Consider the following 22,293-nt stretch of genomic DNA (forward strand, 5'->3'; position numbering starts at 1 on the left):
GCCTCTTATTTATTACCAAAGAGGGTTTTCTTCAATATAAGCATATATTTTTTGAGTCAACTCGCTAGGTGTGTCAGCCTCAACAAGCTCTCCATTGACAAGCGCATAAAAGCATTCAGAGCATTTTGTGCAAAAGCTTAGGCAGCCATATTCAAGAACATCAATATTGGGGTCTTTTTCAAGCACCTCAAATGTTTCTTGTGCGCCGTTTGCTAAATTGCTAATACAAAATTCAACCATTGGATTCACTACAAGTCACCTCACAATTGTATGCTACTTTTTTTTAGTAATTACGTCAAACAACATATTTTGTGAAATGTTTCACAAAATGTTTCGGAACATATTGTGAAACATATCACAATGAGCTATACTCTTATTGAATAGTTAATCTTATATCAATTTCGCCTCGGCTAACATTTTTGAAAAATTTGTGACAACTGCCAGAGGCATTCTTTTAGTTCAGTAGGTATTTGGGCATTTGCTGGATGAAGGAAAGGGGGCACGCCATTTCTACTGAGGGGGAGAAATGGGTACTCTGTTTTAATGAAAATAAGTAAAAGGAGCTCAGCATATGAGAAAATTAGTACTATTAGGTGGGGGCTATGGAAATATGCGTATACTGCTACGCCTATTACCGAATAATTTCCCACAAGATACCGAAATTACTTTAATTGACCGCACATCATTCCACAGCTTAAAAACAGAATTTTATGCACTTGCAGCAGGGACTTCGACGGATAAAGAGATTCGTGTAGCCTTCCCAGAGCATCCGCGCTTAAAAACTATTTTTGGTGAAGTTATTCGCATTGACCGAGAGGATAAAACGGTTTATTTGGAGGGCGGTCAAGAAGTAAAATATGATGATTTAGTAATTGGGCTTGGCTGTGAAGATAAATATCACGGAGTACCTGGTGCCAAGGAGCACACATTCAGCATTCAAACAATTGCTAAATCGCGAACAACATTTGAAAAGCTATGTGGTTTACCACCAGGCTCAACGGTAGCTATAGTAGGCGCAGGTTTGTCAGGTATTGAATTAGCTAGTGAACTACGTGAAAGCCGTGCAGACTTAAATATTAAATTATTTGACCGTTCAACACGTATTTTACGAGATTTTCCTGAAAAGCTAAGTAATTATGTGAAATCATGGTTTATTAAACATAATGTTGAAGTAATCGCTGAATCGAATATTACAAAGGTTGAAGAAAATCATCTTTATAATCATGATCAAGTAATCGAAGTAGATGCTGTTGTTTGGACAGCAGGGGTGCAGCCTGTAAAAATTGTACGAGACATGGAAGTGGAGAAAGACAAATTCGGTCGCCCAATTGTCACAAACTACTTTACATTACTAAATGATGAACATGTTTTTGTTGTTGGAGACTGCGCTTCATCTGATTTACCGCCAACAGCACAACTTGCAGAGGAGCAAGGAGAGCGTATTGTAAAGGTATTACGCCATCGTTGGAATAATGAGCCGCTACCAGCAACGATGCCAGAAATTAAACTAAAGGGCTTTATGGGCTCGCTAGGGAAGAAACAAGGCTTTGTTCATTTAGCAGATACAACAGTAACCGGGCGTATTGCTCGTTTAATGAAATCAGGCTTGCTTTGGATGTATAAGCGTCAAAACAATTAAGGTAAAAAGGAAAGCAGGCTGGCGCATCGCTTTCCATTTTGCTGTTAGTTTGAAGGGAGGATGGTTGAAAAAGGGCTTGCTTCTTTTTGAGAAGCTAAAAACAGTTGATTCAAAGTCTTTTGTTGTGGTAACGCATTAAAAGAAGGTTTTCATCGTATCTTCCTTACTTAAGGTAAGCATAGTTAAAGCCAGTGTTTATCACACTTTCAAAGGAAGTCTTGCTAAGTCAATATTTTATCCCGTATTAACAGGCTGTAAGACCCCCACTTCAAAACAACAGATAAAATCAAGATGTTTAAGTGGGGGATCCAACAGCCTGTAAAAACCCGATTGGTGAAACTACCAATCAGTGGGGGATGAAGAAAACCCCCACTGATTGAAGGTTCACTTTATCCCGCATTAACGGGCAGTAAGACTCTCACTTCAAGACTTAAGTGAAAATCGGCTTAAGGATAAGTGGGAGATCAACTGCCCGTAAAAACCCGATTGATTGAAGCTTCACTTTATTTCAATACCGATAAAAGCGTTTAACTAGCTGGCAACTGTACGACTGAACATCTAAACTTTTATTCCGATGTGTAGCCTAGTTTTTCGAGTGCGGCGTAAACAGGCTTAATTTGGATATAGCCTTCGCCAACGACTTCGTCATTAATTAAAACGAGCGGATAGAAAAATTCATCCTCTTGAATGCGATTTGCATAGTCGATATCACGTTTATCGCCTAAATCGCCTTCAATATCAATATAGCGAATTGTAAATGGTTGATTCGGATATTTGCGATCAATAGCTGCTTGTAGCCACTCATATGTGTCTTTAGAAGAAGGTGCATTGACACAGCTCGCACAAATAATATCTGCTCCGTATATTTCGATTACTGCTTTAGATGCTGTCATATAAAATCCAACCTTTCGTAATACAATATTGGCTTTTTTCTCTCCTTCACATTATAATGATTTTAATGAAAGGAGTCGAGAAAAATGACAGAATTAGAACAACGCGAACAAGTACAGGAAGTTTTAGATAAATTACGCCCGTTCTTATTACGTGACGGTGGGGATTGTGAATTAGTAGATATTGAAGAAGGTATCGTAAAATTACGTTTACTAGGTGCATGCGGTAGCTGTCCAAGTTCTACAATTACATTAAAAGCTGGTATTGAACGTGCATTATTAGAGGAAGTACCGGGAATTGTTGAAGTAGAGCAAGTATTCTAATATAGCTTACCTGAAAAAGTGGCATTGGAAGCAATTTGCATCCAAATGCCACTTTTTTTGTTTGAATATCATGTATAATAAGTAGGTATGTTTTTTTATAAAGGAGTTTATTTATGGGTCAACAGCAAGAACAATGGACATCAAGACTAGGATTTATTTTAGCAACTGCCGGCTCTGCAATAGGGCTGGGAGCTATTTGGAAATTCCCTTATATCGCTGGAGTTTCCGGTGGAGGAGCATTTTTCCTCATTTTTTTAATTTTTACGCTTTTCGTTGGGCTGCCAATCCTATTAGCGGAGTTTGCCATTGGTCGTGGCTCGCAAAGGGATGCAGTTTCAGCTTATTTAACATTTGCACCTAATTCAAAATGGCATTTTGTTGGAATACTCGGCATGATTACATGCTTTATTTTGCTATCATTTTATAGTGTTGTTGGTGGTTGGATTATTCTTTACATGGTTCAAGCGGTAATTGGAAATTTATCTGGACTTTCTGAAACTGCATATGCGCCGCTATTTAATGATTTTATTGCGAATCCTCTCTACGCAATTTTATTCCAATTTATTTTTATGGCAATTACCATTTTCGTCGTGGCAAAAGGGGTTCAACAAGGAATTGAGCGAGCAGGTAAAATTATGATGCCTGCATTATTTATTTCTTTCCTTATTTTAATTATTCGCTCGTTAACATTAGATGGTGTTGGAGAAGGTCTTCACTTTTTCTTATATCCAGATTTTTCAAATATGAGCTCGAAAACAATTTTATTTGCACTTGGGCAATCGTTTTTCTCAATTAGTGTGGGTGTTTCTGTAATGGTAACGTATAGCTCTTATTTGTCGAAAAACGAGGACTTACCAAAATCAGCATTAACAATCGTGCTGATGAATTTATTTATTTCACTATTAGCAGGGCTTGCTATTTTCCCGGCTGTCTTTTCCTTTGGCTTTGAGCCGACTGAGGGGCCTGGTTTATTATTCGTCGTGCTACCAGCTGTTTTCAATCAAATGCCGTTTGGGGCATTTTTCTTATTAGTCTTTTTAATTCTTTTCCTATTTGCTACACTAACTTCTGCATTTTCGATGCTAGAAATTATTGTGGCAGCAGTAACAAAGCAAGATAGAAAAAAACGAAAAAGCACGGCATGGATTACAGGTCTGCTGATTTTTATCGTTGGTATTCCTTCAGCGTTATCCTACGGTATGCTAAGTGATTTTACGATTTTTGATAAGACAATATTCGATGCAGCGGATTATCTTGTCTCCAATATTTTAATGCCATTAGGGGCGTTATTAATTGCTATTTTCGCGGGTTTTGCTATACCTCGAAACACATTGCTAGCAGAAATTAGTGATGGGGCAAGCTATGCCAAGAGGTTATTTGCCATATGGCTCATAGCGATTAAATATGTAGCACCAATTGCTATTATTATTGTCTTTTTAGATGCAATCGGTATATTAAATTTTTAACGGCTTTATTATGCGGAAAATATAAATAGTTCTTTAAAATTGAAAAGGGTTTAGATTGTCTCGACAGCGCTATGTTTGCGCTGTCGCTAATTCATAAGAAAGGGGCTGTACGAAAAGTGTATATCTTTTCGTACAGCCCCTGCTTCTATCTTAAATGCTTGTACCTGTCGCTTCGCTTTCAGCACTAAACTCGGTTACACGTCGCAAAGAAGTCGTCTCAAAAATGACTTTTCAGACGACCCCTTTACTGTTTTGCTCGCTCCTCGCGAATAATCTCCCATTGCTCCTTAGCCATGTCAACAAGCCTTGCTTCACCACCAACACGTTGGCTTTCAATAACCTTTGAAAAGAAGCGTGTTGCCATTTCGAAATCACCTATTCGGCGTGACAGCTCACCAACCATATACATAATTCTTACGCCAGACATTTGTGTATTGGCATAATCCTCAGTAGAATAAGATTCCATATACTGATCGCGTGCCACATGTAAAAAGCGCTCTTCTTGCTCTTTATTGTTTAATGACCGGTAGAGCCAAGCTAAACGAAGTGTCAGCCCAGCTACTGTGACAAAGCGCTCTTTTTTGATTGTAGCACTAAGCCAAGCAAGCTTATATGCTTGAATTGCTTGAAAAACAGTGCGTTCGCCTTTAAAGGATTGGTGTACCCATTTACTTGATATTTGTTCATTTATTTGCTCAGACACACCCGGTGCAAAGTACTTTGAATAGTCTTCTGTAAAGGAAAATCCACAATGCTCACAAACAAAAACATTATAGTAAAGCGCATTTACATTGTCATCCTCATAAATAGGCTGAAAGTCGGATTCAGTTGATTTGACTTTAATAAATTTCGTTCGTATTTTAAAAGTAGGAAAACTTTTTTTACAATGCAAACAATCTACTTTTTTTTCGTAAAAAGGTGAGATTTCCATCAAATATTCACGCCCCTCATTTATATACATAGTATTATTATAACACTTTTATTTAAGAAGAAAGTATGAAATAAGTCGAAATACAAACAGTTTTGTTGGCACATTGAGGCGCTCTTGATATGATAGGAGTAAGAAAGAAGGTGACTGTGATGAGTACAAAACAAGTTGTTGAATTGACAGAGGCGGCAGCGTTTCAGGTGAAGGAAATGATGACACATAATGAGGAAGAAGGCTCTTATTTGCGCGTCGCGGTTAAAGGTGGCGGTTGTAGCGGCCTTTCATACGGAATGGCCTTTGATACAGAACAGCATGAGGACGATTTTTTAGATGAGCAATATGGCTTACAAATCGTCGTATCAAAGGAAGATGCAGGCATTTTACAAGGAACGAAAATCGATTTTAAACAATCACTTATGGGTGGTGGCTTCACCATCGATAATCCAAACGCCCTTGCATCATGCGGCTGTGGCACATCTTTCCGTGCAGCAGGGCGCGAGAGCACGCCTGAGGTTTGTGAGTGATTTGTGCATTTAGGAATGTTGAAGTAGGATTGTGAATCACAGATAAAAATTGAATGTACACAATCCCGATTATATGTAAACACAACCCTAAAACAGTACATTTAGGGTTGGGAATACCAAGCCTTTTTGATTTGTATGTTGCAAAACATTACGAATTGAGGAGGCTTTTTCTATGGTTTTAAAAAAGAAAAAACGAACGGCAATAGGTAAGATGGCAATGGAGAAAGAATTTCCAAAGATTACTTTTGAGCAAGCAATTGACCTTGTAGTATCTGCTAAAAGTGCTGAGGGGTTACGCCCAAGAACCTTAAAAGACTATCGTAAAGATTGGGGCTACTTTGTCAAATGGCTAGAGCAAAACTATGAGATTGAAACAGTTGATGAATTAACACCACAAATTTTTCGTGATTATATCAACTATCTTAAGTATGATGCGAAAAAGTATGAAGGGCATAAATTTATTAAAGAAGAACAAGGACTAGGGTTGGCTGATACAACAATCAACATTCGATTACGAGTTTATAAAGCTATGTTCAACCATTTAGAGCGTGAGGAGCTAATAGCATTTAATCCTTTAGAATCTGTAAGGCTGATAAAGCAAGATATAGACCTGACAAATTGCTTTACCGATGAAGAAGTGAGAGAGCTTTTCAAACAGCCTGAGAAGCGTGATTACGTTGGCTTTCGTGATTATGTTGCTATGACACTTCTATTAGATTGTGGGCTTAGAGCAAATGAATTATTGAGCCTAAGAGTGGCTGATATAGACTTTCAGACACGCTTTATAACGCTGAAAGCTGAGGTAAATAAGAATCGAAAGCCTCGTATTGTACCAATGTCAGGTCATACGGTGAAGTTGCTCATACAGCTCATAGGAGAGAATAAGAAACACTTCACAACAGATAGAATCTTTTTATCGCAGTGGGGAGAGCCTTTAGGGCAGAACCATTTCAATAAGCGTTTGAAGTTTTATGCTGAAAAAGCAGGGATTAAAGGTAAAAAGGTTACCGCTCACGTTTATCGTCATACATGGGCAAAGAAGATGACACTCAACGGCTGTGATTCATTTACACTTCAAAAAATGGGTGGTTGGAGTGATATTCGTACAATGAGAAGATACATTCAGATGGATACAGATGATTTACGGAAAACACATGATAATTATTCACCTGTTACAAATCTATTGAAGAAGAAATAATAATATTACACTTGTATAAGGACTTGGTAAATTAAGTCATCTATATATTGAGGAGTGCAAAAAGTTTAAATATTACTATGGACGAAACAACCTAAGGAAAGGGGTTACATTAGTCTTGCTTAAATATTTAGATGAACTTATAAAATTAATCTACTAAAATATTGTCTGACAAAAATAAAACTGTTTCTTCATATCTTCTGGAAAAAAGCAAAGAAATAGTGTATACTATATGCAAATAATAATTTTAGGCACTAACAGCAAACACTCCTTTTTAAAAACGTGTCTAGTATAAAACTAAATTACGGAAAATCGCCCTAACATAAGGGTTATTAGTAATGCGTATTTATACTAGAACTTTCTCAAATGAGTGTGTGTCTGTTTAAATAGAACGACAACAATGAGAAAGCACTTTTAAGCCACGGTTTAAAGGTGTTTTTTGTGTTATTTACGTATGTTTAATAATCCTTTTGTTAAAGTGGCGGTTTAACAAAAGGAGAAGATTGTAAAGTGAACAATGCTGTTGTTTTAACTGCTAGGGAAAAATCTGCTATGAAATTATTAGATGTTGTACATGGGGATAATAAGTTATTTGCACAATTGTTTCAATTAAAAGGTAAAGAGAAGCCTATTTGTAAAAGTTATAACGGAAAGAACTTAAGTAAAAATATCCCTAACAGTCAATGGATAGGAGAAGATGTCTACTTCTCTCTTAATACATTTAAAGACATGAAAAGGCGCTCAGAGGGCTGTGTAAGACTGAATGCCCTTTATACAGACTTAGATTGTTATAAAGTAGGAATCGAAGCTTTTGAGGCTCGTGAGATGATTGATAAAATGATTGCTGATGAAAAAATTTTAACACCAAATATCATTATTTATAGTGGACGTGGATTACAACTGATTTGGTTAATGGAGTTTATGTCTTATAAAAATTACTTGAAGTTGTGGGAGAGAATGCAAGAAGAAATTTATAAACGCTTTCACCATTTGAATGCAGATAGGCAAGCCAAATCCGTAACACAATTATTTCGTTTAGCTGGTAGCATTTCTTCAAGGACACAATACATCGTTCTTGTCGAATACTTAAAGCATAATCGTTATTCAATTGAAGAGATGAAAGGTTTTTTGTTACCTGAAATCCCTCCAAAAGAGAAATGCACAGAAGTGACACCAACACCCAAAAGACAAAAGAAGAAGCAAAGCCAAAACCAGCCAATTCTCACAAGGTATAGTTTGAATGAAGCACGATTAAAAGACTTTGAACAACTTCTTGAAATTCAACCTGTGGTGAATCGAAAGAGCTTTTTATTCAACTATGCAATTTGTGCTAAAGCGTTGGGAAGGGGAGATAATTTAATTGAGCAACAGCTTCAACATATTAATAGCAGATTTTCTCAACCTCTACCTAAATCAAGAATACAAGGAGCGATTCGTTCGGCAAACTTGTATAAAGAAGGGTATAAAAAAAGAAATGACACATTAATAGATGAATTAAATATTACGTTAGAGGAACAAAGACAACTCACAACGATTATTAGTAAGCAAGTTAAAAAGGAACGAGAACAGAAGCAGAAAGAAGCGAAAAGACGAGCAAACGGTGTTCGACCAACAGTAGAATATCAAGCAGACCGCAGAAAGCTTCATGATGAACGAGTGCTAATATTGGCAGGTCTATTGGAAAATAAGCCGAAATTGAAGAATAAGGAGTTAGCAGCATTGTTAAACGTGTCGGAAAGTACGATAAAGAGAATGAAAGCAGAAATCAAAAGTAGCTCATAATCATTCTACTTATATGTTTAGTATTACTATCTCTTGCAATGCCCTTAAGCACGAAGTGCTTTAATGGGCATCTGCATATTTAAACTAGAAACTAGATTATAGGGAACATACGCTCATACTAACTTGAAATTTACACAACAGGAAAAACAATTGACAAAATATATTTTTTGCTTTATTCTAATACCATTGGTTAGTTAGATGCTAACCTCCCTCATTACATTGTTAAATTAAAATATTATCGTGGATTGGTACAAAAACTTGAATATTTAATTATCGGAATATTTGCGCTTGCGAGTATACGGTATTTTCATTATTCCTATAAAAGGGAAATTCATGTTTTATTAGATGATATATAAATTAATTTAACTGTAATTGATATAAAGTGCCTATTAATAGCTGTTATCAATTAACTTTGATAACGGCTTTTTTGCGTTATCAATTAGTTTAAAATAGATTAATTACTATATAAATCCGATAAGGCTAGTTTTATTAAATGAAATAGAGGAGCGATATGCTAATTGTTAATAATGCAGCGAGAGACTACAAGCTGTCTAATAGGCATTCAATCAAACAAATAAAATAGGACTACCAATGAATGATAATCCTATTTCTTATTTTGAATTTCTAATAATGAATCAATTTGCTTTAACACAAAATCTTGATACTCAGGTTTTAATTCTTTAAAAAAGGTCATAGCTATTTCAAATTTGTTATCATTAAGGCTGGTAAACATATCACCTTCACCCGTTTTTAACCAATGTTCATTTACATTGAAAGTAGAACAAACAAGTTTGATTATACGCTCATTTACTTTTCTATGACCGAGTTCTATGCCAGCTATATAACCGTTTGATATGGAGATAGCAGTGGCAAATTTCGCTTGCGATAAATGAAGTTCTGTTCGGACCTGTTTAATACGTTGATTTATAGAAGACAATGTATCACCTCTTTGTTGTTAAATTCAAAATAGCATATTTTCGCTCACAATGAAAGTGATTGAAATATAAATATGGTTGAAATACTCACATAGTAAATATATAATACTTTCATAGAGAGTTTTTGGAGGAGGAGTTTTGTGGGAAATAGGGGACAATATAAACAATTTGAAGAAAGATTTGAAAAACTAAATGATGAAGGAAAGCGTTATATACTAGCTGTTTTACAAGCTTTAGAATTTGCACAATTTAATGAAAATGTTGATATACAAGATGAAGAAGAAAGAGGGATGGATAGGGAGTGATTTATTTTGTGTGAAAAATTGGGGAATTATTTAGATAAACTAATTACAAAAAATGAAGTTATTTATATGAATGAAGGTAAAACTAAAGGAAAAAGAAAATTATCTAGGAACTATATAGCGAAAGAAGTTTTAGGAGTTTCTAACACATGGTTTAGTGGTGTTGTAAATGGAGAAAATGAACCTTCTGATGAAATATTGATTAAGCTAGGTAATTATTTTGAATTAGATGAAAGGTACCTATTTTATATATCTGGGCGTATTCATCCTCAAGACTTAGAGAGCTTTAAAGAAATGTATTTAGAAAATCTAAAAGGGAGATTTTCAAAGGGGGAAAAGTTATGAGTGATAATCGACATCATTTAGAGCGTTACAAAGATGAAAGAAGAATATTAAGTGAATTAAATGATAATTGCAATAATTCAAACACTATTTTCTCCAGTTCTATTAAACATAAAGAAGAGGAAGAAAATATTGAGGAAGATAAGTTTGCGGAATTTAAAAGTAATTTTAAATCAAGATACGACAAACCGAGATACCAATGGACAGAACAAGATTGGACAGACCATTGGAATAGTCACAGTAGGTTTCGTCAATTTTATTATAATGTGATGGGAATGCCATTGACGGATAAAATGATTTTGTATTTTTGGATTGCTATGATAATTGTGACACTATTAAGTTTTGTTTTAACTTAGTTAGATAAATTATCCTAAATTATTAATAAATTGTATTTTATTAAATTTATATTAATTGAATATATGGATTCAAAAGAAGAATATGAATATATGACAAGTAAGTATGGCATGTTTCAAAAAAAGCTAAAAATAGTGTTAATGGTAAAAGTAGAGTAAACATATTAAAAATATAGAAATGGAAGAGGGGAATTTTTTGTGAGAAGTATATTTATGGTGATTTTTGTATTGATATTTATTCTCAGCGGATGTCAAAGTGAAGCTGAAAAACAAGCTGAATTACAACTTGAACAAGAACGCCAATTAAATGAACAAATAGCCACATTAACACAGCATGCTCAAGAATATGAGAGAGAAGGGGATTTATTAAAAATTCGTGATATATATGAGGAAATAGTGTCGTTAAAGCCAAGTTCAAAAAATAGAAAAATGTTGGATGACGTTGAAACAGAAATCTATAATGCTAAACAAACTAAAGTGTTTTTTGATGGGTTATACGATATTGAGAAAAACAGGCTTCGGAGCGGTATTTCTGTGTCAGCCATAGAACTAGACTATATATCAAAAGATATAAGACAGCTTATGAATGAATTTCAACGGCTTGACACTACTGCTGATAATGATATTAATCTATTTATTGAAAAAATTAAAAATGATAAGTCATATGTTGGCTATAGTTGGTTGAAAGAATATACAGACCCTGAATTATATGAAAATAGTAGTACAATTGATATGTTAGGGGAGATAGACCCTGCTTTAGGTATGCAATCTACTATGTTATACGCTTTATATAGAGAAAATATTTTGGATGGTATTGACGCAGTTTTATCTAAAAAAATCCCAAGTAGGTATAGTAAAGTCGTTAATGAGTGAGAAAATATACTGTAGAGAGAATGAAAAGTGTATAAATTGTATAACCCAAATATAAATTAAAATGGAGTGTATTATGTTGAAAAACGTAAAGTTGAAAGTAGTAATCTGCTTGTTGTTTACATTATTAATCACTGTAAATTATGAGTATGTCGAGGCATCGGACAATATCTCAGAAACAAAAGTAACTAAGCAAAGCATCAATCAGACAAAATATATAAAATCAAAGGGGGATTAATTTTAAGAGAAGAAGCAAATTCTAACGGTGTTAAAGTAAGTATGTTGAAAGATGGCTCCAAAGTTTTGTTTATTCCACGTATATAAATCGCTGGTCATACATCAAACAAGGTAATTTGAGAGGGTATGTAAAAGATTCGTATTTAATAGAAATTGAACAAGATTCACATAGTAGTAAGAAAAATAAAAGTCGTATAATTGATTTTTCAATGACAATGGCTCAAGTACAAAAAGCCGAAATTGCTCGGTAAATGAGAAATTTCAAGGTGAGGGGCTAGCTATGTTACGGTATTATGAAACTAAGTATGGTTATCCGACAGAATTGATATATTATTTTGAGAATGGAAATTTAGATATGGTTTCGTTCGATTTCTTCCCAAATAGAAATAGTTATCATACTTGGTCAGAGTTAGAAACGATACACGTGTGTTTTGCAACGAAAAAATACATAGTATTGCAACTGCAATTACACAATGTTGCAACTTGACATGGAGCCTCTACGAGCATGAATTCAAAGCTATGAAGCCAGCTATATCAAGGGCTGGCTTTGCCAAATGGAGGCTATCATACTCGCCTCTCCATGTAAAGCAGCAACGCCAAGTCATGCTGCAATACTCTGCACTTTCATTTTGCAAAACACAACACGATATTCTTTACCGTGGGGCTGTTAAAAAGTTCGGGAAGGAAACATATACATCTACACGTTCCCTATCTAATCTGTGGGGAAAAAATACGTATGATGTTACATTAAGTGTTAATGATAATAAATTGTATACGAGTGCTACATTAACATATTTCAAAAAATAATTAGTTGTTGATATTGAAGTCGAATTTATTAAATAATGAGCATATCATAATAGATAAAATTCCAATTTTATTGCTATTGATAGGGAGAGTTAAATTATGAATAATAACTTAAAAGATACAGTATCAATACACAATAAACCAAGATGGGAGTGGACATCTGAGGATTGGGATAAACATCGGAATAAGACAGATATTTCACATCGAATAATGTTAAAGAGTGAAAGAGATAGATTTAATTCCAAAAAGGAGGATATAATTATGCAAAATATAATTGCAGACCTGTTAAAGAGGGATATAATTATGCAAAATACAGTTGCAGACCTGTTAAAAAAGATTGGATATGGAATTTTTATTATCGGATTTGTTGGAGGGATTTCATTAGCAAATACTGAATTTTTTATTTCTTTGTTTGATTCAAAATTTGTTTGGACAATTGCAATAGTTATTTGGATTAATTCTTTCATTGTTGGTATGCTATTTATTGGATTTGCTGAATTAATTAAGATTCAAGATAATCAAAGTTTAATGAATAGTAATATAAATAAAAAAATACTAAATGAGTTGCAAAAATTAAATTCTTTATTAGAAGAAAGTCAAAAAGAAAATGTTTTAAACAGTAATATAAATAATAAACAGATTAATGAAACATTTGGTGATTCTTAAATCACTCATGGCGAACAATTACTAAAGAAGACGAAAATAATAACTTGGCTGATGTGAACGATGATACTTATTTATCTACACAATAAGCCAGAATTAGATTAGATAAAACTCCAATCTTATTGCTATTAACTAAGCAATAGAATTGGAGTTTTTGTTTTAAATGTCTTAACTAATAGAGCCTTTGAGTACAATTATTTTAGGGAAACTAGATTTTGATAGGGCAGTTTCAGCAATATTTAAAGCCAACTTTCTTTCCTTTGTTAATTGAATCCATTCTAAATCATAACTATCTAATATTTCTTTAATAACGATTTTGAAAATATCGACTTTTTGAGTTACAGTCATTTTTTTGTTCAGCTTAATACCATTAACAACTTCTTTTTGAGTGGTCCAGCCTTTCATCTCAATCTGTTTACATATGAATTTAGCATAATCTACAGCATGCTCGTTATGAACAGAATGAATTTCTTTGTTCATATCTTGAGGGAAAATTTTATTAGCTTCGTCTTGCCCGAAGTTTCTTAGAACTCCCTCGTAAGTTAGGGAATTAAGTGTCAACTTATTTTCTAAATAAACCTTTGCTCGTTGATTTGCCAATGTCAATAATTCAACCCCTAGTATATCTATAACGTACACATTGCTTCTATATTTATATTTTTTCTTTGTTTGACTTTGATTTAAAGAAGCTAGTAACTCCTGTTCTATAGAATCATTGTCTAACTTTTTTATAAATCCTAAAAAATTAAATAGATTCATTTTTTTGCCGAGTTGCTGTTTACTAGCGTTTAATTTTCTACTTAAAGTATCTAATGAATTAAAGAATTCTATTTGTGTACCATTTTCATTAATGCTATCTCTTGACAATGAAAGTAACGCCCTTAGTATATGTAAAGAATTACTTTTATGGAGTACCAAGTATAAATCTGGATAGTCATTTTCCAATTGGTCACTATCTATATATTCTAAATAACGTTCATATTGGCAAGAGAAATTATTTATCGCTGTTTGATTTTTAATTTTCACTCGAAAAACTTGCGTGAGAAAATCGATAGCTTCCTGTTTTGAGCATTTTTGTAATTGCATTGTTACTTCAATAATCGAACCACTAAAAGGCATACTCTCTGAAAAACATTTATATAGCCAATGTCCATTTCCTTGTGGGCTTAGATAAATAGAGGCACTCGGATTATCTTCGTCATGGAATATATCATAAAATGATTTATGGTTCGATATTCCTAAATACGTATATAATGGTATCTCCTTTAAGTAATCTACAACTTGACGCTTACTTAAAGTAATCTCAGTGATTGCTAATATATCTTGAAGTGTTTGGATGTCCCCCTTCTGAATAGCTTCGATAATTACAGGGTGGTGAGAAAGCTGTTTTGAGCGTAAGCGAGATGCAGGGGTTGAGGGGGATATATTTAGATTCTTTTTTTTGTCCCCTCTAAGGGATTTATCAATGATTTCATCAACATCCAACCTATTTTCTTTATTTATCCAATGCACTTCTTTACCGCCAAAAAACAGTCTAGCTTTATCTTTACATGCTTTATCTGCTTGTGGAATATTTTCAAACAGCCAATTCATTACACTATCAAAATCTCTTGAGGAATTTACCAATCTATTTGCCGCAAATATAATTCTAAATTTATGATGCTGTTCGGTGTGACTAAAAGTTGTATGCAAAAAAGTAGCATTGGAGCGAATAAATTCATGCTCCAATGCTACTTGCAATGTCATACCTTCATCAATATCTAAAACAAATAAATTTTGGCTTTCCCAATTTGCTCCTTTTCTTTCTGTCCCATCTTTTAATTTACAGGGTAGATAACTTTGCCCTTCTTCAATACTTTTAGCTAATTGTTCTAGGGTTAGTCTTTGGGGGTTATTACTAATTCGCTTGCTGATTCCGCCGATTGTCCAACTGCTTGGTTTAGCAGTATATTTCTCCTTATCAATGGCTACTTCAAAAACTTCTGATGAAAATAATTCTTTCATAATTTCGATAATCTCCTTTTAATTCCTAAATACAAATGGCGAGTGAACGTTAAATAAGTTGTATCGAAACAAATTTAATTTTTCGCTCGCTTCTCATCTGCTCACTATTTAAAGTGATTTCTAAAGGAGGAATTATTCATTTTCGACCGAAATGGTGTATCGTATCGTAAAAATTTTTTTTGCTTCCTTGCTAGATAGGTGGGTAGGAGTGATTTTTGAGTTCGTAATGAGGTATGACCTGTAAAATATCCCCCCTGTAGTATGGGTAGGAGCGCTAAGTAATTTCAATTATGAATGTATGCTTTTTATAGAAAGGATACATAAAGAATGTTGATTTAATAGGGTTTCATTGTTGAAGCAATCTATAATGTATGGTATTGTATTTATAATTTTAAAAGGATACATTCTTAGGGGAGGTAAATAATGGCTAATACTAATGAGAAAAAGGGAATGTTAATTGATGTTCAACCGCTAAAGTCTAAACAGGAAGTGAATGAGCTAATAGAAGCACTAGGAATGAGTACGAATGGTTTACGAGACCAATTACTCTTTAAGTTAGGTATCTCTACAGGGTTAAGATGTAGCGACTTGGTGGCTCTTACAGTGGAGCAAGTGAAGGGGAAAAGTTCGTTTAAAATTCGTGAGGGTAAAACAAAGAAGGAGCGTACAGTTTACCTCAATAGTTTAATGGCTGATATAGCGGATTACATTGATACATTGCCTATAGGAACAGTTTATCTATTCCCAAGCCGTAAAGGAGACAGCCATGTATCAACTACACAGGCATACCGTATAATCGCTAAAGCGGGGGAAATGATAGGAAATAGCTCTATCGGTACTCATACAATGCGTAAAACGTTTGGATACACGTACTACCAAGCTACTAAAGACGTAGCTACACTTATGGAGATATTCAACCATTCCTCACAGAAAATCACGCTTAGATACATAGGGATTACAGAGGAATCAATAGAGAATAGCATAAAAAGCATTTCATTCTTTTAAGAGTATGGAACAGTAGGAGCATATTATTTATGATATGCTCTTTTCTATATAGTAGGTGATTACAGTATAATATAGGGACAAATGGAAAAAGAGGTGTGGGGAATTGCAACGATTAGATATGTATTATAAGGCTGTCCAAATGGGCAATGAAAACCTAAGCAATGCTACAGATGATAAAGAACGAGTTTTAGAAGAAGTAAGAAACGAAAGCCTCCTTCAAGTTACATTAAGGGTTCATTTGTACATTGAACGTGAGTTAAACACGATGTTAAACGAATTGAATTTAGATTATAAGGGTATTCATAACAATAGGTTCAAGACAAAGTTAGACATTATCTATAAGTTAAGCATGATTGATAAAAATCTATATGACGTGCTTGCAAAGCTCAATTCGATTAGAAACGACTTTGCTCATCAAATTGATACTAAAGAAGATGAGGAGCTTTATAAACAATTGTTAAATGGAGCTTCTGGGTTTGTATTAGAGAATCATAAAATTGATGTGAAAATGAAAGAGTTATTGAACAAGGAAGAACTGTCTACAAGCCAGAAGATTAAAATGCTATTAGTGAATATTTGGATTACATTGAAATTTACTTCTACTAATATGAATAAAGTGAAATTAGATATGGCTAAACGACTAGAAGATGAAGTACAACAAAAGATAAATGAATTAGAATAAGTGTTATTTAATTACTAAATGATATACACTGCTTTTAGTAAGGATAGTGTCAAGATGCATTGAGACATAAAGGTTTTAATACCGATTCTGAAAATCATTATGCTAGAGGTTCTTTTTTGTATCTGAGGGGGATTGCAGGTCGTGACAGTGTTTCTATGAATTTCAGAATGGAAATTTGTCAGTGAAAAGGCAGGGAGTTAGTGATTGTCGTAAGGATTTGAAACGTACTAGAGGGTAGTCCCTATTTTCCGATAGTAAAGTAGGGTTCTCCCTATATATAGGCTACCTGTATCAACCACACAAATTGAGGTTGCTAACGAAACGACTCACCACATTTAGTAATGGTTTTTCTACGTAAGTTAGGGTACAATCTAATCAGTGATATACATAATCATAGAGGCATGGGATATACAATCCACACTGTGATTTACAATCCATCAAAACAACGACAAACGTTGATATAACAGCATTTTTAAACAATCACTTATGGGTGGTGGCTTCACCATCGATAATCCAAACGCCCTTGCATCATGCGGCTGTGGCACATCTTTCCGTGCAGCAGGGCGCGAGAGCACGCCTGAGGTTTGTGAGTGACAAAGTAGGATTGTGAATTGAGTATACACAATCCAAATAATATATAAACACAACCTTAAATTAGCCTATTTAGGGTTGTGTTTTATCGAGCCCTCTTGATTTGTGTGTTACAGAACATCACAAATTGAGGTGGCTTTTTTGTATATTTACGGAAAATAAGTTAAATAAGCGTTTTCACCATTGTGTAGTAGACGCTTCCAGGGGGATAATCTTTAATTTCACCAACAACTTGATAGCCTTTCATTTCATAAAATGTGCGCGCTTGAAATTCAAAAGTGGTTAAAAGTACTTTCGTTGCCCCCATCTCTTTCGCGATTTCCTCGGCTTGGGAAAGAAGGTTTCCGCCTAAGCCCTCGCCTCTATAATTTTCATGAAACCAAAAATTATTAATTTCTAACCAATTCCAATAAACCTCTGCATTTAAACCACCAATCCAATTCTTATCGACGTCTGATACGATAATATTAAGTGGCTGTATCGCTTCTTTTTTTCTTATTGCTTTATGGTGTACGGAATGCTGATTATTAAATTCTCTAATTTTCTCCTGTAAAAAGGTTGAAAATTTTTCGTTCTTCTTCAATGAAATTGCTATATGATAATTCATCCTACTACTCCCTCTAGTTGATATATAAACCTTTCCATCTCCTTTTGTGATTTTACCGTTACAACTTTATCGTGAAATGGCTGTAATTGCTCTTTAATTTTCCACTGACCTGTTTTTTCATACGATTTATTCCACTTATACATATTGCGTAGGATGCTCAACGTAGGTTTATAATTCGATTTTTCTAGCCTTAAAACTTGCTTGAAAAATCGTTTATGAATGCGCCATAGCCTTGTAAAATAAGGGGGCTGTAAGTGAATAATATAGTCTGCCTGTCCGAAAAGCGGTGTTACCCAATGCTGATAATGTGCGCCTTCTGTAACCCATTTATTTTGACTCGCCACTTGCTGAATTAGTTGAGAAATTGCTTCATTTGAGCGGCGTATATCCCCATCAGGATGGCGCTCCCACACGATATTATCTAGCTCGATATAGCACATATCATATTTGCTTGCCAGCAGCCTTGCCAAAGTTGATTTTCCGCTTCCGACACTACCGATAATATGGATTTTTTTCTTCATTTATTTCATTCCTTTATTGCTTTGCGTAAAGTCATTTTAGCATAGGGGAGCGTTCGTAAAAAATATTCTTTTTAAAATTCATATTGACAATCATACGTTTTGAAATATAATTGATAATGATTTTCATTATTAATTAAGTGGGGGATTTTGAGTTGAAAAAAATAATGGTTGTATTTATGTTTGCCGTACTTTTATTAGTCGCATGTGCTGAAAAAGAGGTAGAGCCAGTTGAAAAGGAGGATGCTGTAGCAAATGAGCAAGAACAAGCAGCGACTGAAACAGAGAATGAGGAGCAGGTTGAAGATGAAGGGCTAACGTTAGAAAATGACGGGGTTGATGAGGCGAAATTCCAAGAGCTATTAGCAGCTTTACCAGCAGAAAAGCCCGAGCGCATTGTCGTAACATCTGTGCCGTTAACTGAAATGCTACACCTGTTAGATGTAGAGCCAGTTGGCGTACCAACTTCTACAAATCCAATTCCAGAAGCATTTAATCATATAGCACAAATCGGTTCACCGATGGCGCCAGATTTAGAGGTAATTACGAATTTAGAAACAGATTTATTAATTGGTGCGAAATCATTGCAATCTTCGCTAGATAAAAGCTTAGAGGGGCTTAATTTAACGACAGCCTACTTGCCGACAGATTCATTTGAGGATTTGAAATTAAGTTTTAAGGTATTAGGCACATACTTAGGGCAAGAGGAGAAAATGAATGAAGTACTTAGCTCCATTCTTGATAAGGAAAATGAATTAATGAAACTAGCAGAAGGTAAGGAGTTACCTCGCGTATTATTAATGATTGGTACATCTGATTCGTTTATGGTGATGAGTGAAAATTCTTATTTAGGTAGCTTAGTAAAACGTTTAGGTGCAGAGAATATTGCAACAACAGAATTAAAAGTAGAATCGACATATTCGGCTGTCAACTTAGAAGATATTGTTGTATATGACCCAGATGTTATTTTAGTATTAGCTTCTGGCGACCATGGGGCTAGTGAGGAAATGTTCAAGGAAGAAGTAGCGAAAAATGATGCTTGGACAAAGCTATCCGCTTATAAAAATGAGCAAATTCATATTTTAGATTACAGCATATTCGGTGTAACTTCGATTATGAATGTAGAAAATGCATTAACGAAAGTGGCAGATTATTTTGTTAAATAAGTAAAAGGAGTTTGAGGCAACATGGTAAGTACAGCCAAAAGTCGTGCGATTATTATCATTACCTTGTGCTGCTTACTGCTTTTTGCCGTAATTGCAATCGGTTTAGGTAGTGTACGAATAGCAGTACCAGATATATTATCAACATTATTTACAACATCAGGTGAAGCAAAATATCATACGATTATTTTTGATATTCGTTTACCACGTGTATTACTAGCATTAATTATAGGTGCTAATATTGCGATTTCAGGTGCATTGCTACAAGCGGTGATGGGAAATCCACTAGCAGACCCTGGATTAACAGGTGTAACGGCAGGTGCGGCAGCCTGTGTACTAGTCATTATGCTCGTTTATCCAGAATATACATACTTAGTTCCGATTGCTGCCTTTATTGGTGGTGTCATTGCTGCTTTTATTGTTTATTTATTAGCGTGGCGTCGTACAGGCATCACACCAATTACCATCATTTTATCAGGTGTAGCAGTGAATGCTTTATGTGGGGGAATTGTCGGCTTTCTTTCTATTATATATAGTGATAGATTGCCGTCTGCAGTGCAATGGTTAAATGGTAGCTTAGCAGCTAAAGGCAATGGCGCCTTGCTGATGATTTATCCATATGCCTTAGTAGGCTGGATTTTATCCATTTTTGCCATTCGTAAAGCGAATATTATCCGCTTGGGTGACCAAGTAGCAATCAATTTAGGGGAAAATGTCACACGTATCCGCATCGTATTATCATTGCTGGCTGTTTTTTTAGCTGCCATTTCTGTAGCAGCTATTGGGATGATAGGCTTTGTTGGGCTAATCGTGCCACATATGGCTCGTATCCTTGTTGGCTCAGATTATAAATATATGTTACCGATGAGTATGCTGTTAGGGGCACTTGTCTTGCTATTAGCTGATACTGGCGGACGCACATTATTTGCCCCTTTAGATATTCCAGCCGGTATTTTAATGGCAGTAATTGGCGGTCCATATTTCTTATATTTAATGCGTAGGAGGGCGTTCTAATGCTAGCAGTTGATAATGTATGCATTCGTTATGAGCAAAAGCAGGTAGTAAAAGATTTTTCCTTTCAAGTAACAGACGGGGAAATTGTCTCCATTATCGGACCGAATGGGTCAGGGAAGTCGACGTTGTTAAAATCGATTGCGCGCATGCATCCATATGACCAAGGACAGATTACATTAAATAATACAAATATGAAATCGATGAGCTCAAAGGAAATAGCTAAAAAACTATGTATGCTTAGTCAGCGAAACCAAGCACCGAATGATATTACAGTTGAAAATTTAGTAAGCTATGGGCGTTACCCGCATAAAAAATGGTTTGAGCGTTTAAACGATGAGGATATGCAAATTGTGCACTGGTCTTTAGAGAAGACGCATCTATTGCATTATAAAGATCGTCCGATTTCTGCACTATCAGGCGGTGAATCACAGCGAGCTTGGATTGCGATGGCTTTAGCACAAAGACCTCAAATACTATTGCTTGATGAGCCAACAACTTATTTAGATATTTCGCATCAGCATGAAGTATTACAGCTTGTGCGTGAATTAAATCAAGATATGGGGATGACGGTTGTTATGGTATTGCATGATTTAAACCAGGCCGCGGCTTATAGCGATAAAATTATTGTTATACAAGAGGGCTGCTGTAAATGTATCGGCAACCCAAAGGAAGTTATGACAACTTGCATGATACGTGAAGTATACAAAATGGAATCAGAAGTAGAGTATGTTGCTTGGGATCAAGCGCCGCGCATTCATTTAGTAAGCGCTGTCAAATAAGGAGGAATAAAAATGAAGCCAATTAATATTGAAAAGGAAAAAGAAAACTATCTACATTTTATTGAAGGCAGAAAAACTTGTGTCATGAGCATGTTAAATGACGAGGGCGAGCCTTTTATTAGTAATTCACCTGTCGTGAAAATAGGCGATACTTTCTATATTTATATTAGTCGTATAGCAGACCACTATCGCTTTATTGAAAATAGTAAAGTTGTCGATATGCTGCTAATTGCAGATGAAGCTAGTACACATAATCATTTTGCAACAGAGCGATTACGCTTTAAGTGTACGCCAGAAAATTTAGGAAATGAAGGGCATGAGACCATTTTTGAAGCCTTTTCAAATACGCATGGCAATCAAATTATGTCCCTCCTAAAAACATTAGACTTCTCACTGTTCTCTTTGACACCGGTAGAAGGGCGTTACGTTGTTGGTTTTGGTAAAGCATTTGATGTCAACCCTTCAGGCACGAAGTTTGAGCACGTTGTAGTGGATAAAAAATAGCGATAGGGGAGCGTTAAAAGAGCCGTGCAGTCGCCAGCTCTTTTAACGTTTAAAATGGTGCTTTGGTAAAATATTTGTAAGAGTTTTCTTTGAAAATGTGAGAAGCACTAAGTTTAGCCGCCCTCCTTTGAAATTAAAATACGGGAAAGTGAATTGCTCGCTTTCCATTTTA

The 22,293-nt window shown here is 35.0% G+C and carries 25 protein-coding genes and 1 pseudogene; 19 read left to right on the forward strand and 7 right to left on the reverse strand.

Going from position 1 to position 22,293, the window contains the following annotated elements:
- Nucleotides 1–12: 12 nt before the first annotated feature.
- On the reverse strand, nt 13–249 hold the full coding sequence (locus tag MHH70_RS17175; protein WP_066166534.1) for a YuzB family protein: 237 nt from the start codon (nt 247–249) through the stop codon (nt 13–15).
- A gap of 322 nt (nt 250–571) precedes the next feature.
- Between MHH70_RS17175 and MHH70_RS17180 the strand changes: the two genes are divergently transcribed.
- Nucleotides 572–1,639, forward strand: coding sequence for an NAD(P)/FAD-dependent oxidoreductase (locus MHH70_RS17180; protein WP_066166531.1), 1,068 nt, complete (start codon nt 572–574; stop codon nt 1,637–1,639).
- A 566-nt stretch (nt 1,640–2,205) separates the two neighbouring features.
- On the opposite strand, the gene MHH70_RS17185 is transcribed toward MHH70_RS17180, so the two are convergent.
- Complete coding sequence (locus tag MHH70_RS17185; RefSeq protein ID WP_066166528.1) at nt 2,206–2,532, reverse strand: YuzD family protein; 327 nt, start codon at nt 2,530–2,532, stop codon at nt 2,206–2,208.
- Nucleotides 2,533–2,616: 84 nt separating this feature from the next.
- On the opposite strand from MHH70_RS17185, the gene MHH70_RS17190 reads away from it, so the two are divergent.
- Nucleotides 2,617–2,853, forward strand: a complete 237-nt coding sequence (locus MHH70_RS17190) for a NifU family protein (protein WP_107943137.1) — start codon at nt 2,617–2,619, stop codon at nt 2,851–2,853.
- Between the two features lie 113 nt (nt 2,854–2,966).
- On the forward strand, nt 2,967–4,319 hold the full coding sequence (locus MHH70_RS17195) for a sodium-dependent transporter (RefSeq protein WP_342472085.1): 1,353 nt from the start codon (nt 2,967–2,969) through the stop codon (nt 4,317–4,319).
- 244 nt (nt 4,320–4,563) lie between these two features.
- Here the strand turns inward: MHH70_RS17195 and MHH70_RS17200 are convergent, their stop codons facing one another.
- Nucleotides 4,564–5,250: a DUF2225 domain-containing protein gene (locus MHH70_RS17200; RefSeq protein ID WP_066166521.1), complete on the reverse strand. Its 687-nt coding sequence runs from the start codon at nt 5,248–5,250 to the stop codon at nt 4,564–4,566.
- 149 nt (nt 5,251–5,399) lie between these two features.
- Here MHH70_RS17200 and MHH70_RS17205 point away from each other — a divergent pair, with 149 nt between their 5' ends.
- The 3 genes from MHH70_RS17205 to MHH70_RS17215 all read left to right on the forward strand — a co-directional run bounded on the left by MHH70_RS17205 (nt 5,400) and on the right by MHH70_RS17215 (nt 8,748).
- Nucleotides 5,400–5,771 carry an iron-sulfur cluster assembly accessory protein gene (locus MHH70_RS17205; RefSeq protein WP_066166518.1) on the forward strand — a complete coding sequence of 124 codons (372 nt, stop codon included), beginning with the start codon at nt 5,400–5,402 and terminating at the stop codon, nt 5,769–5,771.
- A 172-nt stretch (nt 5,772–5,943) separates the two neighbouring features.
- The gene (locus MHH70_RS17210) at nt 5,944–6,969 is read left to right on the forward strand and encodes a tyrosine-type recombinase/integrase (protein WP_342472086.1); all 1,026 of its coding nucleotides are present in this window, start codon (nt 5,944–5,946) and stop codon (nt 6,967–6,969) included.
- Nucleotides 6,970–7,476: 507 nt separating this feature from the next.
- Nucleotides 7,477–8,748 carry a hypothetical protein gene (locus tag MHH70_RS17215; protein ID WP_342472087.1) on the forward strand — a complete coding sequence of 424 codons (1,272 nt, stop codon included), beginning with the start codon at nt 7,477–7,479 and terminating at the stop codon, nt 8,746–8,748.
- A gap of 604 nt (nt 8,749–9,352) precedes the next feature.
- Here the strand turns inward: MHH70_RS17215 and MHH70_RS17220 are convergent.
- The gene (locus MHH70_RS17220; protein ID WP_342472088.1) at nt 9,353–9,685 is read right to left on the reverse strand and encodes a helix-turn-helix transcriptional regulator; all 333 of its coding nucleotides are present in this window, start codon (nt 9,683–9,685) and stop codon (nt 9,353–9,355) included.
- Nucleotides 9,686–9,823: 138 nt separating this feature from the next.
- Here MHH70_RS17220 and MHH70_RS17225 point away from each other — a divergent pair, with 138 nt between their 5' ends.
- The 6 genes from MHH70_RS17225 to MHH70_RS17250 all read left to right on the forward strand — a co-directional run bounded on the left by MHH70_RS17225 (nt 9,824) and on the right by MHH70_RS17250 (nt 13,257).
- The gene (locus MHH70_RS17225; protein ID WP_342472089.1) at nt 9,824–9,988 is read left to right on the forward strand and encodes a hypothetical protein; all 165 of its coding nucleotides are present in this window, start codon (nt 9,824–9,826) and stop codon (nt 9,986–9,988) included.
- 6 nt (nt 9,989–9,994) lie between these two features.
- Nucleotides 9,995–10,330 (forward strand): helix-turn-helix transcriptional regulator, encoded by a 336-nt coding sequence (locus tag MHH70_RS17230; protein ID WP_342472090.1) that lies wholly within the window; start codon nt 9,995–9,997, stop codon nt 10,328–10,330.
- Nucleotides 10,327–10,683: a hypothetical protein gene (locus MHH70_RS17235; protein WP_342472091.1), complete on the forward strand. Its 357-nt coding sequence runs from the start codon at nt 10,327–10,329 to the stop codon at nt 10,681–10,683. Before MHH70_RS17230 ends, MHH70_RS17235 begins: the two co-directional genes overlap by 4 nt.
- Before the next feature lie 195 nt (nt 10,684–10,878).
- Nucleotides 10,879–11,553, forward strand: coding sequence for a hypothetical protein (locus MHH70_RS17240; RefSeq protein ID WP_342472092.1), 675 nt, complete (start codon nt 10,879–10,881; stop codon nt 11,551–11,553).
- A gap of 514 nt (nt 11,554–12,067) precedes the next feature.
- Nucleotides 12,068–12,274, forward strand: a complete 207-nt coding sequence (locus MHH70_RS17245) for a hypothetical protein (protein ID WP_342472093.1) — start codon at nt 12,068–12,070, stop codon at nt 12,272–12,274.
- Nucleotides 12,275–12,690: 416 nt separating this feature from the next.
- Complete coding sequence (locus tag MHH70_RS17250) at nt 12,691–13,257, forward strand: hypothetical protein (protein ID WP_342472094.1); 567 nt, start codon at nt 12,691–12,693, stop codon at nt 13,255–13,257.
- Between the two features lie 165 nt (nt 13,258–13,422).
- Here MHH70_RS17250 and MHH70_RS17255 read toward each other — a convergent pair whose 3' ends face one another.
- A complete protein-coding gene (locus MHH70_RS17255) occupies nt 13,423–15,258 on the reverse strand; it encodes a hypothetical protein (RefSeq protein ID WP_342472095.1) in 1,836 nt (611 codons plus the stop codon).
- Nucleotides 15,259–15,681: 423 nt separating this feature from the next.
- On the opposite strand from MHH70_RS17255, the gene MHH70_RS17260 reads away from it, so the two are divergent.
- The 3 genes and pseudogenes from MHH70_RS17260 to MHH70_RS17270 form a co-directional block, all read left to right on the forward strand.
- Nucleotides 15,682–16,263, forward strand: coding sequence for a tyrosine-type recombinase/integrase (locus tag MHH70_RS17260; protein ID WP_342472096.1), 582 nt, complete (start codon nt 15,682–15,684; stop codon nt 16,261–16,263).
- 103 nt (nt 16,264–16,366) lie between these two features.
- The gene (locus MHH70_RS17265) at nt 16,367–16,945 is read left to right on the forward strand and encodes a hypothetical protein (RefSeq protein ID WP_342472097.1); all 579 of its coding nucleotides are present in this window, start codon (nt 16,367–16,369) and stop codon (nt 16,943–16,945) included.
- Nucleotides 16,946–17,416: 471 nt separating this feature from the next.
- Nucleotides 17,417–17,539 (forward strand): annotated as a pseudogene (locus MHH70_RS17270) (iron-sulfur cluster assembly accessory protein); the annotation flags it as partial.
- Nucleotides 17,540–17,699: 160 nt separating this feature from the next.
- Here MHH70_RS17270 and MHH70_RS17275 read toward each other — a convergent pair.
- Together MHH70_RS17275 and MHH70_RS17280 are read right to left on the reverse strand one after the other, a co-directional pair.
- Entirely contained in the window at nt 17,700–18,143 is a 444-nt protein-coding gene (locus MHH70_RS17275; RefSeq protein ID WP_342472098.1) for a GNAT family N-acetyltransferase, read from the reverse strand.
- The gene (locus MHH70_RS17280) at nt 18,140–18,664 is read right to left on the reverse strand and encodes an ATP-binding cassette domain-containing protein (RefSeq protein WP_107943134.1); all 525 of its coding nucleotides are present in this window, start codon (nt 18,662–18,664) and stop codon (nt 18,140–18,142) included. Before MHH70_RS17280 ends, MHH70_RS17275 begins: the two co-directional genes overlap by 4 nt.
- A 152-nt stretch (nt 18,665–18,816) precedes the next feature.
- On the opposite strand from MHH70_RS17280, the gene MHH70_RS17285 reads away from it, so the two are divergent.
- Genes MHH70_RS17285 through MHH70_RS17300 form a run of 4 tightly spaced genes read left to right on the forward strand, consistent with a single transcriptional unit; the run spans nt 18,817 to nt 22,121 of the window.
- Nucleotides 18,817–19,827: an ABC transporter substrate-binding protein gene (locus tag MHH70_RS17285; RefSeq protein ID WP_066166509.1), complete on the forward strand. Its 1,011-nt coding sequence runs from the start codon at nt 18,817–18,819 to the stop codon at nt 19,825–19,827.
- Nucleotides 19,828–19,848: 21 nt separating this feature from the next.
- Nucleotides 19,849–20,838 carry an iron ABC transporter permease gene (locus MHH70_RS17290; RefSeq protein ID WP_066166506.1) on the forward strand — a complete coding sequence of 330 codons (990 nt, stop codon included), beginning with the start codon at nt 19,849–19,851 and terminating at the stop codon, nt 20,836–20,838.
- The gene (locus tag MHH70_RS17295; protein WP_342472099.1) at nt 20,838–21,617 is read left to right on the forward strand and encodes an ABC transporter ATP-binding protein; all 780 of its coding nucleotides are present in this window, start codon (nt 20,838–20,840) and stop codon (nt 21,615–21,617) included. The genes MHH70_RS17290 and MHH70_RS17295 overlap by 1 nt, the downstream gene beginning before the upstream one ends.
- A 12-nt stretch (nt 21,618–21,629) precedes the next feature.
- Entirely contained in the window at nt 21,630–22,121 is a 492-nt protein-coding gene (locus tag MHH70_RS17300) for a pyridoxamine 5'-phosphate oxidase family protein (protein ID WP_342472100.1), read from the forward strand.
- Nucleotides 22,122–22,293: the final 172 nt, after the last annotated feature.

This window comes from Metasolibacillus sp. FSL H7-0170 (assembly GCF_038593115.1).
Lineage (GTDB): Bacteria > Bacillota > Bacilli > Bacillales_A > Planococcaceae > Metasolibacillus > Metasolibacillus fluoroglycofenilyticus.

Coding starts and splice junctions, on each gene's coding strand:
- MHH70_RS17255 (WP_342472095.1), bottom strand. CDS start 15,258: ATGAAAGAATTATTTTCATCAGAAGTTTTTGAAGTAGCCATTGATAAG.
- MHH70_RS17195 (WP_342472085.1), top strand. CDS start 2,967: ATGGGTCAACAGCAAGAACAATGGACATCAAGACTAGGATTTATTTTA.
- MHH70_RS17205 (WP_066166518.1), top strand. CDS start 5,400: ATGAGTACAAAACAAGTTGTTGAATTGACAGAGGCGGCAGCGTTTCAG.
- MHH70_RS17245 (WP_342472093.1), top strand. CDS start 12,068: ATGTTACGGTATTATGAAACTAAGTATGGTTATCCGACAGAATTGATA.
- MHH70_RS17275 (WP_342472098.1), bottom strand. CDS start 18,143: ATGAATTATCATATAGCAATTTCATTGAAGAAGAACGAAAAATTTTCA.
- MHH70_RS17300 (WP_342472100.1), top strand. CDS start 21,630: ATGAAGCCAATTAATATTGAAAAGGAAAAAGAAAACTATCTACATTTT.
- MHH70_RS17190 (WP_107943137.1), top strand. CDS start 2,617: ATGACAGAATTAGAACAACGCGAACAAGTACAGGAAGTTTTAGATAAA.
- MHH70_RS17235 (WP_342472091.1), top strand. CDS start 10,327: ATGAGTGATAATCGACATCATTTAGAGCGTTACAAAGATGAAAGAAGA.
- MHH70_RS17250 (WP_342472094.1), top strand. CDS start 12,691: ATGAATAATAACTTAAAAGATACAGTATCAATACACAATAAACCAAGA.
- MHH70_RS17295 (WP_342472099.1), top strand. CDS start 20,838: ATGCTAGCAGTTGATAATGTATGCATTCGTTATGAGCAAAAGCAGGTA.
- MHH70_RS17185 (WP_066166528.1), bottom strand. CDS start 2,532: ATGACAGCATCTAAAGCAGTAATCGAAATATACGGAGCAGATATTATT.
- MHH70_RS17180 (WP_066166531.1), top strand. CDS start 572: ATGAGAAAATTAGTACTATTAGGTGGGGGCTATGGAAATATGCGTATA.
- MHH70_RS17200 (WP_066166521.1), bottom strand. CDS start 5,250: ATGGAAATCTCACCTTTTTACGAAAAAAAAGTAGATTGTTTGCATTGT.
- MHH70_RS17210 (WP_342472086.1), top strand. CDS start 5,944: ATGGTTTTAAAAAAGAAAAAACGAACGGCAATAGGTAAGATGGCAATG.
- MHH70_RS17280 (WP_107943134.1), bottom strand. CDS start 18,664: ATGAAGAAAAAAATCCATATTATCGGTAGTGTCGGAAGCGGAAAATCA.
- MHH70_RS17290 (WP_066166506.1), top strand. CDS start 19,849: ATGGTAAGTACAGCCAAAAGTCGTGCGATTATTATCATTACCTTGTGC.
- MHH70_RS17260 (WP_342472096.1), top strand. CDS start 15,682: ATGGCTAATACTAATGAGAAAAAGGGAATGTTAATTGATGTTCAACCG.